Raw genomic sequence first — 16,132 nt, 5'->3', positions numbered from 1 at the left:
GCACTGCTTAGCTCATGCGCCGCCGCAGCGTCGCCGACGGCGTCTCGCCAAATTTTTCGCGGTAGGCGCCGGCCATGCGGCTCAGATGCGTGAAGCCGAGATCGAAGGCGATGTCGGTGATCGACGCATCGGGTGTCGCCTGCGACAGCCGCGCATGGAGATTGGCGAGACGGATGTCGAGCAGCATCTCAGAAATCGACAGGCCAAAGTGCCGGCGGAAGCCGAGCTGAAGCGCGCGGATGCCGACGCCGGCGGAGGTTGCGAGTTGCACGAGATCGAGCGGCTCGCCGGCTCCCGCTTCGAGACAATCCCGCGCCCTGCGCAAGGTGCGCGGCAGCCGCTCGGCCCGCCCTGAGAAGGTGCGGATGGCATCGGACAGGCCGTGCCGCTGCCCATTGAGGAGATGATCGAGCAGCGTCTCGCGCAAGTCGGCCACCGCGGTTGCCGGCAGCTTGCTGCGGGGCCCGAGGCGTTCGGCGAGCGCCAACAATTCCCAAAGCTTTGCCGACAGGCTGCGCGCGACCGGCGCGTCGAGATCGACGACCGGCTCGAATTCGACGGTGCCGGCCGGCTTGCCCGCGAGCGCGGCGGCGCGCTGCTCCGCCAGACGGCGATCGAGCAGCAGGATGAGCTGGGCACAGTCGCCCCAGACCATCCGGGTCGGCACTGTCGGAGACAACAGCGACGCCGTCGATCCAGGCGCGGTGATGAGCTCGCGCGTGCCAGCACGAACGCGAGCGCCGCCCCGTAAGGGAATTTGCAGCAAAAAGAAGCCATCGAGGCAGCCGGGATCGATCGTCACCGACCCGCCATAGGCGACGTAGTTGATCGAAAATCCCTCAAAAGCCGCGCAATTGTGCCGTGCGTAGAAGCCGGGAGCCCTTGCCTGGGTTGGCTGCAAATCGTGGGGGCAGAAGATGCGGCCGATCTGTTCGGCGGCTTCATCGACGTCACCGGTGGCGACACGGGCAAACTCCGCAAGCCTGACGGCTTCGGAGCTTTTCGCGCTCATCTCCAGCTCGGTTGGGGACATCATGGACCACACGTCGCGCGCTCCAAATTACTTTAAGCCTATAATAGTTCCACGGCGGCGAAAAGAGCCGCGGCGCAAAAACGTCGTCGTGTTGCAGAGCACCACGCATGGATTCGTTTTGCGGATAGACAGTGCCTGGCGCCTGACCGATCCTCCCTCCTCGCTGGATCCAAGATGGAGATGAGCCATGGCTGCACTCGAAAAAGGCATCACTGCAAACGGTACAGGCTACGGCGGCAAGAGCTGGAATATTTTGGGCCAGCTCTACTTCCCCAAAGCCATCTGCGACTCCACCTTCGCGTTCGAAACCAACAGCGAGCCCGGCCAGTTCGTGCCGGTTCACGTCCACCCGACCCAGGACGAATTCATCCTGGTGCAGGAGGGCGTCCTCGACCTCAAGCTCGACGGCGTGTGGGTGAAGGCCAAGGCCGGCGATCTCGTGCGCATGCCGCGCGGCATTCCCCACGGCTATTTCAACAAGTCCGACAAGCCGGCCCGCGCGATGTTCTGGGTCTCGCCGATGCAGAAGCTGGAGGCGCTGTTCAACATGCTGCACAACCTCACCGACCCTGCGGAGGTCGTGCGCATCTCGGCACAGCACGAGGTGGACTTTTTGCCGCCCGAGGCGAACGACTAGGCCACAAGCCTCCGAGTCCAATCGCGCGCAAGTCCGGCGGCCGCATCTCGCGGCCGATCGGGATTTGCTGCGCCCAAGAAACCCCAATTTGCGAGCAAACCCATGGTCAGCCCAAAGCATGTCTGCGTGATCGGCGCCGGCGTCTCCGGTCTCGCCGCCGCCAAAGCCTTCTCGCTCCGCGGCCACAAGGTCACCATCGTCGAACGCAGCGCCGATCTCGGCGGCGTCTGGGAGCCGGCGCGCTCCTATCCCGAGGTGCAGACCCAGAGCCCGAAGGATCTCTATCGCTACACCGACCGCGCCATGCCGGACGCCTATCCGGAATGGCCGACCGGTCCGCAGGTCCACGTTTACCTCGCCGACTACGCCAAGAGCCACGGCCTCGACCGCATGCTGCGGCTCAACACGGGCGTCGCCGGCATGGAGCGGCGCGCCGACGGCAAGCCGGGCTGGACGCTCGCTCTCTCAGACAAGAGCGGCGCCACCACGAAGGAGGATTTCGACTTCGTCGCCATCTGCACCGGACAGTTCAACGAGCCGCGGGAATTGCGCTGCCCGGGCGAAGCGACGTTCACGGCCGCCGGCGGGCGGATCTTGCATTCCTCGAAATACGGCGATCCGTCGCTTGCAAAAGGCCGCCGCGTCGTCGTGCTCGGCGGATCGAAATCGGCAACCGACATTGCGGTCAATGCGGTCAAGTCGGGCGCGCGCGAGGTCACGATCGTGTTTCGCGAGCCGGTCTGGCGCATTCCCTACTTCATCGGCGGGCTCGTGAACTTCAAGCGCATCCTCTACATCCGCGCGCAGGAGCAGATGTTCCCGGGCTGGGGCGCGAGTGCCCTGGCGCGTCTCGCGCACCGCGTCACAGCGCCTTTGGTCTGGGCGAACTGGCGCGGGCTTGAGAGCCTGTTGAAGGCGCAGCTCAAGCTGAAGAAATGCAACATGGTGCCGAAGGAGCGGATCGAGGACGGCGTCAACTGTTCGGTGCCGATCGCAACGCCTGGCTTCTACCCGATGGTCGCCGACGGCCGCATCAAGGCGGTGCTCGGCACCTTCGACCACTATGAAGGCAACACCATCGTGATGAGCGGCGGCGAGCGCGTGCAAGCCGACGTCGCCGTGCTCGCAATCGGCTACGAGCTCGGCGTGCCCTTCCTGCCCGAGGCCTGTCAGTCAAAGCTCGTCGACGCCGACGGGCAGTATCGGCTGTACCGCCTGATCGCCAATCCTGACTTGCCCGACATGGGCTTTGTCGGCTTCAACTCGTCGTTCTGCACCGTGCTCTGCGCCGACCTCGCCGCGAACTGGCTGGTGCGCTATGCCGACGGACAGTTGGCGCGGCAGCCGACGGCGCAAGCGATGCGCGACAACATCGAGATGATGCTGCACTTCAAGCGCGTCGAACGGCCGGCGGCGGGCGTTTATGGCGGCCTGTGCGTCGCGCCCTATCACTATCGCCATTTCGACGAGCTGATGGCCGACATCGGCGCCAAGGAAACCTCGCGCAACCCGCTCGCGGAGCGTTTCCTGCCGCCGGACGCAGACGCGTACGCGCGATATCTGGCTTCGGCGCCGGACTACCGGGCGGCGGCGTGAGGGCCGAGATTTTCTCCGCCTACCATTGCGATACGCCCCATCGCCTGCCGAACACCGGCGGCCGCGACTGGATGGCCTTCCAGTCGAAGAAGTGATGATTGTCGGCCCAGGCATGGACCTCGGCCTTGCAGACGCTGCATCTGAAACTGCCGGAGTGCTTTTCGGAGTGCTCCTCCTTCGTCGCGCTGTAGTTCATCCCGCAGCGCGGGCAGGTGAACTCTTCGATCGTCCATAAGCTGTTGGCCATGCGGCAAATTTCTGCAGTTGATGTCTGCACTTGAGGGAACACCAAGCCAGCCTAATGATCGCCGCTTTCATGCCGGTAAATCGGCTTGCCGAGATTCGGTTAACAGCCGTTAGCTCTGTCTGGCGCCGAAACCCCGATGCGCGGCGTCCCTGACCGTGCTGTCGACCTGACGTCGCGGTCCCCCGTCAATATGTCCCTGTTTGCGGGGATGCAAGACGGGCGGGCTTTGTTACACTCCCGGCTATTCTTGAGCGGAGCCCCAAGACGTGACGAGCCCTTGCAACGTACTCATGCTCTATCCGCTGTTTGCTGCCGACTCGTTCTGGAGTTTTGGCGAATCCTGCAAATTGATAGGCGTTCGCCGCCCCGCAGCGCCTCTCGGACTGATCACCGTGGCCGCGATGTTGCCCGGTAGCTGGACCGTGCGCCTGATCGACTGCAACACGGCGGAGCTTAGTGACGACGATCTCGCCTGGGCCGATATCGTCTTCACCGGCGGCATGTTGCCGCAACAGGCCGACACGCTGCGACTGATAGAGCTCTGCCTGGCGCGCGGCACGCCTGTTGTTGTCGGCGGCCCCGACCCGACGTCGAGTCCGCACATCTACGACCGCGCCGATTTTCAGGTGCTCGGCGAAGCCGAAAGCGTCATCGACGACTTCGTTGCAGCCTGGGAGAGCGGCGCGCGGTCCGGCGTCTTCACCGCGCCAAAGTTCCAGGCCGACGTCACCAAGACGCCGGTGCCGCGCTTCGACCTCTTGAGGGCCGAAGACTATCTCTATCTCGGCGTCCAGTATTCCCGCGGCTGCCCCTTCACCTGCGAGTTCTGCGACATCATCGAGCTCTACGGGCGCGTACCGCGGACCAAGACGACACCGCAAATGCTCACCGAACTCGATGCGATCTACGCGATGGGATATCGCGGCCATCTCGACTTCGTCGACGACAATTTCATCGGCAACAAGAAGTCGCTGCGGCTGTTCCTGCCCGTGCTCGCGGACTGGCAGCGCGCCCACGACTATCCATTCGAGTTCTCGACCGAAGCGTCCGTCAACCTGGCCGACGATCCGGAACTCCTGGACATGATGGCTGCGGCCAACTTCTTCGGCGTGTTCGTCGGCATTGAAAGCCCGGACCCGGCCACCCTGGTCGCGATGCGCAAGAAGCAGAACACGAGGCGCAACATCGCGGAGAGCATTCACAAGATCTACGGCGCCGGGATGCTGGTGACCGCAGGCTTCATCGTCGGCTTCGACACCGAAAAGGTCGCGATGGCGGACGCCATGATCGACTTCATCGAGGATGCGGCGATTCCGGTCTGCATGGTCGGCCTGCTCTACGCCCTGCCCAACACGCAGCTCACGCGCCGTCTGGCGCGCGAGGGCCGGCTGCACGAGAATCACGACGTGGCCTCGACCACCAGCGGCGACCAGTGCACCGGCGGAATCAATTTCGACCCGGCGCGCCCGTTGCGCGACATCCTCCTCGACTACAGGCAAGTTCTGGCGCGGATCTACGACCCGGCGGTCTACGCCGGCCGCATCGACCGGCTGATGACGATGCTCGATCGTTCCCGGCAACGCCAGGAGCTCCCCGAGGGCGACATCCGCGCAAAAGTCCGCGCGCTCGAGACCGTGCACCGCGTCACGTCAGCGATTCCCGAAGCGCATGCTCCGTTCTGGAAAACCTTCCTCACCTGCGCCAAGCGTGACTCGTCGTCGGCCCGCATCGCGGTTGCCATGATCGCGGCCTATGCGCATCTCGGCCCGTTCGCACGCCGCGTCGTGGAGGCGATCGATGCACGCCTGGCGGCGTTGGACGAGCCAGTGCCCGGTTCGACGGCCGCGGGCCATCACGTGGCGCACGCACCGCACTAGGCAGCGGCGCCGTCACTCCGTCCGGATCGGCGCGTCCTTGAGCCCGTTCGCATCATAGGCCCTGCGCAAGGTCCCGTTGGTGACCGCCTCGGTCATGAATTTCGTGACGAAGCTGAGCGCCCGGGGATGGCCGAGCGGCACGGCAACCGCGGTCACCGTCTTCTTGAAGGTCTCATCCAGCACGCGCGTGCCGGGGATCTTTTGCGCCATCTTGATGAGCTGGTCGCGCGACAGCGCGAAGGCGTCGATCTCGCCGCTCTTCAGCAGGGCAAAAATCTCGTCATAGGTCTGATAGCCCGTCACCTTCGCATTCTTCAGATGTGCGATCGCTCCGCGCATGGTGGTGGTGGCGTTGACGGCGGCGACCTTGGTGCCGGGTTGATCGAGCATTGCGAAATTCGTCACCGTCGAGCCCGGCTTGACGATGTAGGTGGCGTCAGCGACCTCGTAGATCGGGCCGAACGCCATCTTGCTCTCGCGCTCGGCGTCCTTCGGCAGGAAGGTGACGTCCCAGGTACCTTTGCCGGCGGCATCGGTGATCTGTCCGGAATTCTGCTGCACGACATAGTCGACGGGCACGCCGAGCTGCGCCGCCATAGCCCTGCCGAGGTCGACCGGCACGCCGGCATAGCCGGCCTCGGTCTTGGTCGACCAGAACGCGCCGCCGGCGGGGCTGATGGCGATGGCGACCCGCAGCTTGCCGGTCGGCGCAATCTCGTCCTTCAGGCCGTCGGCGCTTGCAGTCATCGCGATCCCCATGGCGAGAACGAGGCCGGCGCAGACCGACCGAATTGAAGCGGGCATGGCTACTCCCTCCCCTACGGCGCGTCTTGAGCCGTTTGTTGGCAGCCTTGACACAATTCTGGTCGATCGTGCGCGGACTGAAAAGCGGATTTGTCACAACGATTGACGAATCTGTCACCAGCCACACCGTTCTTTGCAGTGCAAGGCGGGACGCCGCCATGGCTATGGTGTTCCACGGCCTGCGGTTTGTTGCTATCAAATCCGTTGGAGACCTGCCGCAGGCATACAACACACGGGGGCCACCGCGATGAAGCGCGCGAATTTCGCAAATCGTGCACGAGGCGACGGACTTTCAGGACAAACCGGCAAAGCCTTGCTCGCGGTCGCGGCCGTCATCGCGCTCACCGCCTGCGATCAGAAGAACACCTATGTGGCGCCGCCGCCGCCGAAGGTGGATGTCGCAACGCCGGTGCAGCGCACGATCACGCGTTATCTCGAGGCCACCGGCAACACCGCGCCGATCAAGAGCGTCGATCTCGTCGCGCGCGTGCAGGGTTTCCTCCAATCGATCGACTATCAGGACGGCACCTTCGTGAAGCAGGGCACCACGCTGTTCACGATCGAGCCCGACACCTACAAGCTCAAGCTCGAACAGGCGCAGGCTGCGGAAGTCGGCGCACAGGCCTCGCTCAAGCAGGCTGAGGCCGATTTCAAGCGCCAGTCCGACCTGGTGCAGCGTCAGGTGGTCTCGCAGTCGACGCTCGAGACCTCCACGTCCACACGCGACAACGCCCAAGCCAATCTGCAGCAGGCCCAGGTCAACACCAAGCTCGCCCAGGTCAACTACGGCTACACCAAGGTGACGGCGCCGTTCGACGGCATCGTCAGCACCCATCTGGTCTCGATCGGCGAGCTCGTCGGCGTATCCTCCCCGACCCAGCTCGCGACCATCGTCGCGATGGATCCGATCTATGTGAACTTCAACGTCAACGAACAGGACGTGCTGCGCATCCGCGCCGAAGCGCAGCGGCGCGGCATGACGCCGGCCGACCTCAAATCGTTGCCGGTCGAAGTGGGCTTGCAGACCGAAACCGGCTATCCGCACGAGGGCCGGCTCGATTACGCGGCGCCGACCGTCAACCAGGCGACCGGCACGCTACCGGTGCGCGGCGTGATCCCGAACGACAAGCGCGTGCTGCTGCCCGGCTATTTCGTCCGCGTCCGCGTGCCCGTCGACCAGCAGAAGGATGCGTTGCTTGTCCCCGACACCGCGCTCGGCAGCGACCAGGGCGGCCGCTACGTGCTGGTGGTCAATTCCGAGAACACGGTCGAGCAGCGCAAGGTGCAGATCGGCCCGCTGGACAACGGCCTGCGGGTGATCGAGAGCGGGCTGAAGGCGGACGATCGCATCGTGATCGCCGGCCTGTTGCGGGTGATTCCCGGCCAGAAGGTCGATCCGCAGGCGCAGAAGATCGAGGCGCCGCAGGCGTTGGCCAAGTAGGAGCCGGCCATGATCTCAAAATTCTTCATCGAGCGGCCGGTCCTTTCCAACGTCATCGCGTTCCTGATGATCCTGATCGGCGGGGTCGCGCTGTTCAACCTGGCGATCGCGCAATATCCGGACGTGGTGCCGCCGACCGTGCAGGTCACCACCCGCTATCCCGGCGCGAGCGCGAAGACGGTCATCGACACCGTGGCGCTGCCGATCGAGCAGCAGGTCAACGGCGTCGAGGACATGCTCTACATGCAGTCCTACAGCGGCTCCGACGGCACCTACACGCTGACCGTGACATTCAAGATCGGCGTCGATCTCAACTTCGCGCAGGTGCTGGTGCAGAACCGCGTCTCCAGCGCGCTGGCACAATTGCCGCAGGCCGTGCAGAACCAGGGCGTCACGGTCCAGAAGAAATCGACCTCGATCCTGCTGTTCGTGACGCTGACCTCGCCTGATGCGAAGTACGACAGCCTCTATTTGAGCAACTACGCCACCATCAACATCCGTGACGAGCTTTCGCGCCTGCCCGGCGTCGGCAACGTCACCGTGTTCGGCGCCGGCCAGTATTCGATGCGAATCTGGCTCGATCCCAACAAATTGCAGGTGCGCGGATTGATGCCGTCGGACGTCATCACGGCGATCCAGCAGCAGAGCCAGCAGGTCGCGGCCGGCCAGGTCGGCGCGCCGCCGACGCCGCCGGGACAGGCGTTCCAGTACACGCTCAACGTCTCCGGCCGGCTCGACGACACGACGCAGTTCGAGAACATCATCGTCAAGACCGGCACCGCCGGCGACGTCACGCGGGTGCGCGACGTCGGCTGGGTCGAGCTCGGCGCACAGACCTACAGCCAGATCTTCTCGCTCAACAAGCAGCCGGCCACCGGCATCGGCGTGTTCCAGTCGCCCGGCGCCAACGCGCTCCAGGTCGAGCAGGCCGTCGAGAAGAAGATGGCGGAGCTCGCAAAGGCCTTCCCGCAGGGAATCAAATACGACACGCCGTTCGATACCACCAAATTCGTGCAGGCTTCGGTGCACGAGGTCTACATGACCCTGATCGAAGCCGGCCTGCTCGTGCTGGTCGTGATCCTCGTCTTCCTGCAGGACTGGCGCGCGATGCTGGTGCCGGCGACGACCGTGCCCGTGACGATTATCGGCGCCTTCGCCGCGATGGCGGCGCTCGGCTTCACCATCAACATGTCGACACTGTTTGCCATCGTGCTAGCGATCGGCATCGTCGTCGACGACGCGATCGTCGTGGTCGAAGGCGCCGCGCACAATATCGAGCAGGGCATGACGGGCCACGACGCCGCGATCCGGGCGATGGACCAGCTGTTTGCGCCGATCGTCGGCATCACGCTGGTCTTGATCTCGGTGTTTTTGCCGGCCTCATTCCTCGCCGGGCTTACGGGCCGCATCTACTCGCAATTCGCGCTCGTGATCGCGGCGACCGCGCTGTTGTCAGCCATCAATGCGGCGACGCTCAAGCCGACGCAATGCGCCCTCTGGCTGCGGCCGGCGGTGCCACCGGAAAAGCACAACTTCTTCTATCGCGGCTTCAACGCCGTCTATGACCGCGTCGAGCGCGGCTACACGCGGCTGATCAGCTTCCTGGTCAGGCACGCCACCGTGTCGGTCGCCGTCGCGCTGGTCCTGATCGGCGTCGGCGGCTACGGCCTGTCGCGGGTGCCGACCGGCTTTTTGCCGATCGAGGACCAGGGTTATCTGATCGCCGCGATCCAATTGCCTGATGGCGCCGCGCTGGAACGGACCCAGAAGGTGCTGGACAAGGCCGCCGAGATCGTCAGCAGCACTCCGGGCGTGGCCCAGGTCATCACCATCGCCGGCATCTCCGCGCTCGACAACAGCGCGAGCCTCGCCAATGCCGGCGTCGCCTACATCATCCTGAAGGACTGGGACGCCCGCAAAGGCCCCGGCGAGGATTTGCGCTCGCTGGTGTTCGGCCTAAACGACAAGCTTGCGACCATCATGGAGGCGCGCACACTGGTGCTGCCGCCGCCGCCGATCCAGGGCATCGGCAACGCCGCCGGCTTCTCTCTGCAGGTCGAGTTGCGCGACGGCAACAGCGATTTCGCAAAGCTGCAGGCGATCACCGGCGCGATGGTTGCGAACGCCCAGAGCCAGAGCGCGCTGCAGCGCGTATCCTCCTCGTTCCGCTCGTCGGTGCCGCAGTTCAACGTCGAGATCGACCGCATCAAGACGCAGACGCTGGGCGTAACGACCGATGAGGTGTTCTCGGCCCTCTCCACCTATCTCGGCTCGTCCTACGTCAACCAGTTCAACAAGTTCGGTCGCGTGTTCCAGGTTTATACGCAGGCGGACTCCTCGTTCCGCGTCACCGAGCGCGACATAGCCAATATGATGGTGCGCAACCAGAGCGGCAACATGATCCCGATCGGCACCGTCGCAAAAATCACGCCGATCACGGGCCCGTCGCTGATCAGCCTCTACAATCTCTACCCGTCGGCGACCATCGTCGGTCTACCGGCACAAGGTTACAGCTCCGGCCAGTCGCTGGAGCTGATGGAGCAGATCGGCGACAAGACGCTGCCGCCCGGCACCGGCTATGAATGGACCGCGATGTCCTACCAGGAGAAGGCGGTCTCGAACCAGATCTACTGGGTGTTCGGGCTTGCGATGCTCTTGGTCTACCTCGTACTCGCCGGCCAGTACGAGAGCTGGTACGCGCCGATCTCGGTGATCCTCGCGGTGCCGTTGTCGCTGATCGGACCGATGCTGGTGCTCAACGGCCTGAAGATCGACAACAACCTCTACTGCCAGATCGGCCTCATCCTTCTGATCGCGCTGTCGGCCAAGAACGCCATCCTGATCGTCGAGGTCGGCCTCGAGTTGCACGTCCGCGACGGCAAGCCAATCCTAGAATCGGCCATCGAGGCGGCACGCGCCCGCTTCCGGCCGATCCTGATGACGTCGTTCGCCTTCATCCTCGGCGTGGTGCCGCTGGTGCTCGCGACCGGCGCCGGCGCCAGCGCCCGCAAGTCGATCGGCATCACGGTGTTCTCGGGCATGCTGGCCTCGACCTGCCTCGCGGTGCTGTTCGTGCCCGCCTTCTTCGTGGTGGTGCAACGTTTTGAGAACTGGCGCGCGTCAAAGAAGACGGCGAAGTCGGCATCGACGGCGCAGCCGGCCGCGGAGGCGAAATCCTGAACTGCGTCGAGGCTTTCGTCCCCGTCCAACAAAGCATCGAAACAACCCCATGCACAGTAGCCGGCGCCCCCGGCCGACGCACTTCGTATTTTACGAAAACGACTTGACACGTCGGGCAAATCAGGGGCATAGTGCCATCATCGCAGCACGTGGGCGGGCGACGGTACCGGACGACCGAGCTGGTCCTGATCCTTCCGTGCCCTGGCGCGTGAACCCATAAATTTGCTGACGTCTGCTTGGGTGCGCATTCGGACTCAAGTCGGATATCGCGCCGTCCGGAGAGCCAATCCGGAAGTCGATGCTTCATTCTATAACCTCATCGGCGCGCGAGAGCATCGATTGCGGCACGGTTAGGCCGAGTGCCTTCGCCGTCCTGAGGTTGACTACGAACTGGAACTTCGTCGGCTGCTGCACGGGCAGGTTGGCGGCCTTGGCACCTTTCAGAATCTCATCGACATACGTCGCGGCCTTCCGGTACGCATCGGCCTCATCGGACCCATAACTCAGCAGGCCGCCCTGGTCTGCGAAATCGCGAACGAAGGACACCGCCGGCAGTCGGTAGTGGACCGCGAGTTCGGCCACCCGCCGGATCGGCAAACTGGGCTGGATGATCAGTGCGTCGGGAGGCTCCTTATCCAATGCCGAAAAGGAAGCGTCGAGCTCGGTGCTGCTGGGGATCATGACGGGATCGATCATAAGCCCGGCGGCTGCCCCGTTACTCTCGATCTCCCGCAAGAACGGCTTTGAGAAAGGATCGGTCACATTGGCCAGCGCCGCGATGCGACGCACCCCCGGCATCAGTTGCCGGATGACATCGACCAATTTGCCTGCCAGTTCCGCACCGATAGCCGCCATCCCGGTAACATTGCCGCCAGGTTTGGCAAGGGTCGCGACGAGCCCCGTCTCGACCGGATTGCCGACGAGCGCCATCACGATCGGGATCTCATGCGTTGCCTGCCTGGCGGCGAGAGCGGCCGGTGTGAACCACACTACAATCAGGTCTACCTGGAGCCGCACCAGCTCTTCAGCCAAAGCAGGAAGTCGGCCTGCCTGCCCCATGTCCGATCTGAATTGGTATTGAACGTTTCTTCCCTCGATGTAGCCCAGTTCGCGCATATCCTGCTGAAAGAGCCGCCAAAAGCGCTCCGAGGCGGGAGATCCGACGACGAGCACGCCAATGGTCGGCACCTTCAGCCGCTGCGCCATGCTGGCCGAGGGCTGGATGGCGGCAGCGCCAGCGAGCAGTGCGAGGAACTCACGCCGTCTCATGCAGCCCTTCCACGTTTCGGACCACATCAATGGGACTGAATGATACCACATCCCTGCACAGCGCGGTGTGGGAACGGGGTCAGATCATGTAGTCGCAATCAGTCATTCGACGCCGGATACGTCCGAGTTTGGTCAGAAATGCCGCTTGAAGTCGAGCTTCTTCATTCGATTGCAGGCGAAGACAATGTGCATATCAAGCGACGCGATGGGCCGGAGTCCTCAATGACTTCCAGACCGACCCTGAGAGGTGCGCCGCTTGAGGACAAATGGCGCCAATGAGCACTGAATGAATCGCGAGAGCTTTGGCAGAGAGCCGCGGTCCGCAAAGCACATTGGCTGCTCCTCTGCGTGATGAAAACGGGTGTGTGAAGAGAGATGAGGAGTAGGTCCGCATTCTTGTCGGTCTGAAAGGAAACTCCACCAGTTCACTTCACCCACGTCCAGAGCGTCAGCAGCCCTTACTTTGTCACGCGAGAGAATGGGCCTGCGATTGCAACAGAAGTTTCAGCTTGCCTCCACGAACATCCATGCGCAGGATAATCGCGCAGTCTCGCCGCCCCGTCAGTGGATTTGGCGCGATCGCCAGAAGCGTTCGGGTTGTGTGTCACGATGACCGATCTGCGGCACTGGCTGGAAGAGATTGGACTGGCGCAATATGCCGACTTGTTTGCTACGAATGACATTGATTGGGAGATACTGCCTGACCTGACCGAGCGCGACCTGGAAAAACTCGGCGTTTCCCTCGGACATCGTAAGAAGCTCGTCAAGGCAATACAGGCTCGTTGCGGCTCGTCGCACGCCGCCGGCCCGTCTGTTGATCCCCGGTCGCCGCCGACATCAGCCCAGAGTGCCGAGAGGCGCCACCTTACTGTGCTGTTCTGTGATCTCGTGGGCTCGACGTCGTTGTCTGCACAGCTCGATCCCGAAGAGTTGCGCAAGATCCTCTTTGATTTCCAGCACTGTTGCGATGACGCCATTCGTCGCTATGACGGGCACATAGCACGTCTCATGGGCGATGGAGTTCTCGCCTATTTCGGCTTTCCATCAGCCCACGAGGATGATGCCGAACGTGCGGTCAAGGCCGCGCTGGAGATGGTCGAATCAGTCCCAGCGCTGGCCATGCCGATCGCCGGAAAGCTTGAAGTCCGGATCGGCATTGCAAGTGGCCTCGTGGTCGTCGGTGATCTGATTGGAGAGGGGCCTTCGCGCGAGTTCGCGATTGTCGGCGATGCACCGAACCTGGCGTCTCGCCTGCAAGCCTTGGCCGAGCCCAGCCAGATCCTGGTCGCTCCACGCACTCGGCTCCTGCTCGGCGGGCTGTTTGAATTTGCCGATCTCGGCAATCACGATCTGAAGGGATTCAAGCAACCGGTTCGGGTGTCGAGGGTCGTTGCGCCAGGTTCGCTGTCGAGTCGATTTGAGGCGCGCACGTCCTTGCATTTGACGCCACTGATCGGTCGGCAGGCCGAAGTGCGCCTGTTGCACAAGCACTACAGCAAAGCGAAACACGGCAAGGGCCAGATAGTCCTGATCTCCGGCGAACCTGGAATTGGCAAGTCTCGACTTATCCAGGCCCTGCGACACCGGCTGGCCGGAGAGAGATACGGTTTCCTGCAATTTCAGTGTTCATCGTATCACACGAGCAGCGCACTGCATCCCGTCATTCACTACCTGGAGCAGGCCGCGGACATAGTCCGCGATACCTCACCTGCGATCAGGTTGAACAAACTGGAGGACCTGGTCCGCCGGACGACGGAACAAACCAAATCAATCGTTCCGCCCTTGGCTTCGTTGCTATCGATCCCGACTGGGGATCGCTACCCCCAACGAGAACTCACGCCCGAGCAGCTGAAGGTCCAAACCTTCAGCGCCCTCCTCACGCTGCTGCAGGCAAGTGCCGAGCAACAACCGATGATCCTTGTATTCGAGGACGTACATTGGGCAGATCCAACGTCCCTGGAACTGCTCGAGCGAATCCGCGACAGCGTGAAGAATTGGCGGATGTTGGCCATCCTGTTGCATCGTCCGGATCTTACTCTGCCCTGGGCCGAACAGCCGCACGTGACCTCGATGACGGTCAACCGGCTGGACCGGGTGCAGGTCTCGTCGATGCTCCAATCCCTGACCAAGGACAAGGACCTGCCGCGGACGGCAATCGATCAAATTCTGGCCAAGACGGACGGCGTTCCACTCTTTGTCGAGGAGATCACAAAAGCGGTCCTTGAAAGCGCAGGTGGCGGACCACACGAAGAACGTTCCGACACGCACGCTCCGCTGCTGGTGCCGGACACGCTGCATGATTCGCTGATGGCTCGCCTGGACCTGCTGGCCCCAGCGAAAACTGTCGCCCAGATCGCGGCCGTCATCGGCCGTGACTTCTCTTTCGAACTGTTGAAGGCGACGGCCCCCTTCTCGGAAAGCGATGTTCAGGCAGCAATCGATCGCTTGCTGGCATCTGGTCTGGTGTTCCGGAGCGGCCACCCAAGCGATCAGAGCTTCTCCTTCAAGCACGCCCTCCTTCGAGACGAGGCCTATGCGAGCATACTTAATGATCAACGCCGAAAGCTGCACGGACGAATCGCCGAAATCCTGTGCAGAGACTTCCCGCAGATTGCTCATGCAGCTCCCGAGATCGTCGCCCAACACTATGCGGAAGCCGGCGGGGCCAAACTCTCGATCGACTATTGGATAAAGGCTGCTCGGCAAGCCAGTTCACGATCTGCTTTCGTCGAAGCCAGTACTCACCTTCAAATGGCCCTCAAGCGGCTGCGCGATCTTCCCCCAAGCACAGAACGCGACAGTCTCGAGTTGCAGTTGCAGCAATCGTTGGGGAACGCCTTTGCTGCGTCAAAAGGGTTCGCCGTCCCGGAGACCGTTGAAGCTTACAAACGGGCGCTTGACCTGTGCAGCACCGCCAAAAACTCCGATCAGAGATTTGCGGCACTCAACGGGATAATTGCCTTCCATGTCACGCGAGGCGATTTCGAGCAGTCTCGGACATTGGCCGAAGAGCTATTGACGCAAGCCCAGGAGCAGGACAATCCGATGCCCAAGCTGATCGGTCATCGTGCTCTGGGCCAGACGTTGTTTCTGATTGGCGAATTGCCTTCTGCGCGTGACCACCTGATCAACTCGCTCAGATTGTACGATGAGACCCATCACGCACCGCTCACCCCGATCGTCTCGCAAACCTATTTGACGCTTGCGTCTACGCTGCTCGGAGACATCGATCGCGGGTTGGCGTTTGGCCAGGACGCGGTACGCGTCGCCGAACAGCAGCGGCATCCGCACAGCCTCTGCAATTCGCTTGCGTTTCTGGCTGGAGCACACGTGCTGTGCGGCGACTCAGAGGCAGCCTATCCGGTTGCCGAACGAACCGTTCGGCTGGCCTCCGAATACGCGTTTCCGCTTTGGCTGGCCGGTGGCCGGATGCTTCGCGGTTGGGCCAGTTGCGATCGCGGGAATGCCGAAGAGGGTCTTCCGGAGCTTCGCAAGAGTGTAAAGGCGCTGGAAGCGACGGGTGCGCTGATCTGGGTGCAGTTCGCTCGCTATCTTCTGGCCCAGGCTTTCGCGAAAACAGGTCAACTTGCCGATGCCATGAAGCTCGTTGACCAAACCCTGCTGACGGTCGCCGGAACAAGCGGACGCTGGTACGAGGCCGAGCTTCATCGGTTAAAGGGCGACTTGCTGCTCAAGGGAGGAAGCGCTCCGGCGGCCGCAGAACTCTGTTACGGAAGAGCGATAGCTGTTGCCGCGCGGCAGGGAGCGCACCTGTGGCAACTGCGCGCCTCGAATGCCCTTGCCGGGCTGTGGTGTACGCAGGGCAAGATATCGGAAGTGTGCGCTTTGTTGGTTCCGCTCAGCACGAACTCCGGCGGCAAGATCGTCACCCCCGATCTGCGGCGCACGAAGGCTCTCCTCGCCGAAAACGCGTCAGTATCCGCCAAGCAAGCGAGTCCTGAACCCCGAACAATTCGCAACGTCCGGGAATAGCCGACGAGGACAACGCCTTTCATGCAGGTGTCTCTATGCGTCACTGAACGGAGCC

Annotated in this window: 10 protein-coding genes; 6 read left to right on the top strand and 4 right to left on the bottom strand. The window is 62.8% G+C overall.

Annotation, left to right across the window (positions count from 1 at the left end; all coding sequences use genetic code 11):
• Nucleotides 1-7: 7 nt before the first annotated feature.
• Nucleotides 8-1,036, bottom strand: a complete 1,029-nt coding sequence (locus JQ632_RS12970; RefSeq protein ID WP_409363482.1) for an AraC family transcriptional regulator — start codon at nucleotides 1,034-1,036, stop codon at nucleotides 8-10.
• Between the two features lie 184 nt (nucleotides 1,037-1,220).
• On the opposite strand from JQ632_RS12970, the gene JQ632_RS12965 reads away from it, so the two are divergent.
• Together JQ632_RS12965 and JQ632_RS12960 are read left to right on the top strand one after the other, a co-directional pair.
• The gene (locus JQ632_RS12965) at nucleotides 1,221-1,670 is read left to right on the top strand and encodes a cupin domain-containing protein (protein WP_212402712.1); all 450 of its coding nucleotides are present in this window, start codon (nucleotides 1,221-1,223) and stop codon (nucleotides 1,668-1,670) included.
• Nucleotides 1,671-1,772: 102 nt separating this feature from the next.
• A complete protein-coding gene (locus tag JQ632_RS12960) occupies nucleotides 1,773-3,266 on the top strand; it encodes an NAD(P)/FAD-dependent oxidoreductase (protein WP_212402711.1) in 1,494 nt (497 codons plus the stop codon).
• Nucleotides 3,267-3,285: 19 nt separating this feature from the next.
• On the opposite strand, the gene JQ632_RS12955 is transcribed toward JQ632_RS12960, so the two are convergent.
• Nucleotides 3,286-3,513, bottom strand: a complete 228-nt coding sequence (locus JQ632_RS12955; protein WP_212402710.1) for a hypothetical protein — start codon at nucleotides 3,511-3,513, stop codon at nucleotides 3,286-3,288.
• A gap of 290 nt (nucleotides 3,514-3,803) precedes the next feature.
• Between JQ632_RS12955 and JQ632_RS12950 the strand changes: the two genes are divergently transcribed.
• Nucleotides 3,804-5,390: a B12-binding domain-containing radical SAM protein gene (locus tag JQ632_RS12950; RefSeq protein WP_212402759.1), complete on the top strand. Its 1,587-nt coding sequence runs from the start codon at nucleotides 3,804-3,806 to the stop codon at nucleotides 5,388-5,390.
• 12 nt (nucleotides 5,391-5,402) lie between these two features.
• Here JQ632_RS12950 and JQ632_RS12945 read toward each other — a convergent pair whose 3' ends face one another.
• On the bottom strand, nucleotides 5,403-6,194 hold the full coding sequence (locus JQ632_RS12945) for a transporter substrate-binding domain-containing protein (protein WP_212402709.1): 792 nt from the start codon (nucleotides 6,192-6,194) through the stop codon (nucleotides 5,403-5,405).
• A gap of 247 nt (nucleotides 6,195-6,441) precedes the next feature.
• Here JQ632_RS12945 and JQ632_RS12940 point away from each other — a divergent pair, with 247 nt between their 5' ends.
• Both JQ632_RS12940 and JQ632_RS12935 read left to right on the top strand, forming a co-directional pair.
• Complete coding sequence (locus JQ632_RS12940) at nucleotides 6,442-7,635, top strand: efflux RND transporter periplasmic adaptor subunit (protein WP_212402708.1); 1,194 nt, start codon at nucleotides 6,442-6,444, stop codon at nucleotides 7,633-7,635.
• 9 nt (nucleotides 7,636-7,644) lie between these two features.
• On the top strand, nucleotides 7,645-10,815 hold the full coding sequence (locus JQ632_RS12935; protein WP_212402707.1) for an efflux RND transporter permease subunit: 3,171 nt from the start codon (nucleotides 7,645-7,647) through the stop codon (nucleotides 10,813-10,815).
• A gap of 303 nt (nucleotides 10,816-11,118) precedes the next feature.
• Here JQ632_RS12935 and JQ632_RS12930 read toward each other — a convergent pair whose 3' ends face one another.
• On the bottom strand, nucleotides 11,119-12,084 hold the full coding sequence (locus JQ632_RS12930) for an ABC transporter substrate-binding protein (RefSeq protein WP_212402706.1): 966 nt from the start codon (nucleotides 12,082-12,084) through the stop codon (nucleotides 11,119-11,121).
• Between the two features lie 609 nt (nucleotides 12,085-12,693).
• Here JQ632_RS12930 and JQ632_RS12925 point away from each other — a divergent pair.
• On the top strand, nucleotides 12,694-16,077 hold the full coding sequence (locus JQ632_RS12925; RefSeq protein ID WP_212402705.1) for an AAA family ATPase: 3,384 nt from the start codon (nucleotides 12,694-12,696) through the stop codon (nucleotides 16,075-16,077).
• Nucleotides 16,078-16,132: the final 55 nt, after the last annotated feature.

It is taken from the genome of Bradyrhizobium liaoningense, from assembly GCF_018130955.1.
GTDB classification, from domain to species: Bacteria; Pseudomonadota; Alphaproteobacteria; order Rhizobiales; family Xanthobacteraceae; genus Bradyrhizobium; species Bradyrhizobium liaoningense_C.
Note: the sequence above shows the minus strand (reverse complement) of the source record. Positions and strands in the feature narration are given on the sequence as shown.

Coding starts and splice junctions, on each gene's coding strand:
- JQ632_RS12970 (WP_409363482.1), bottom strand. CDS start 1,036: ATGATGTCCCCAACCGAGCTGGAGATGAGCGCGAAAAGCTCCGAAGCC.
- JQ632_RS12965 (WP_212402712.1), top strand. CDS start 1,221: ATGGCTGCACTCGAAAAAGGCATCACTGCAAACGGTACAGGCTACGGC.
- JQ632_RS12960 (WP_212402711.1), top strand. CDS start 1,773: ATGGTCAGCCCAAAGCATGTCTGCGTGATCGGCGCCGGCGTCTCCGGT.
- JQ632_RS12955 (WP_212402710.1), bottom strand. CDS start 3,513: ATGGCCAACAGCTTATGGACGATCGAAGAGTTCACCTGCCCGCGCTGC.
- JQ632_RS12950 (WP_212402759.1), top strand. CDS start 3,804: ATGCTCTATCCGCTGTTTGCTGCCGACTCGTTCTGGAGTTTTGGCGAA.
- JQ632_RS12945 (WP_212402709.1), bottom strand. CDS start 6,194: ATGCCCGCTTCAATTCGGTCGGTCTGCGCCGGCCTCGTTCTCGCCATG.
- JQ632_RS12940 (WP_212402708.1), top strand. CDS start 6,442: ATGAAGCGCGCGAATTTCGCAAATCGTGCACGAGGCGACGGACTTTCA.
- JQ632_RS12935 (WP_212402707.1), top strand. CDS start 7,645: ATGATCTCAAAATTCTTCATCGAGCGGCCGGTCCTTTCCAACGTCATC.
- JQ632_RS12930 (WP_212402706.1), bottom strand. CDS start 12,084: ATGAGACGGCGTGAGTTCCTCGCACTGCTCGCTGGCGCTGCCGCCATC.
- JQ632_RS12925 (WP_212402705.1), top strand. CDS start 12,694: ATGACCGATCTGCGGCACTGGCTGGAAGAGATTGGACTGGCGCAATAT.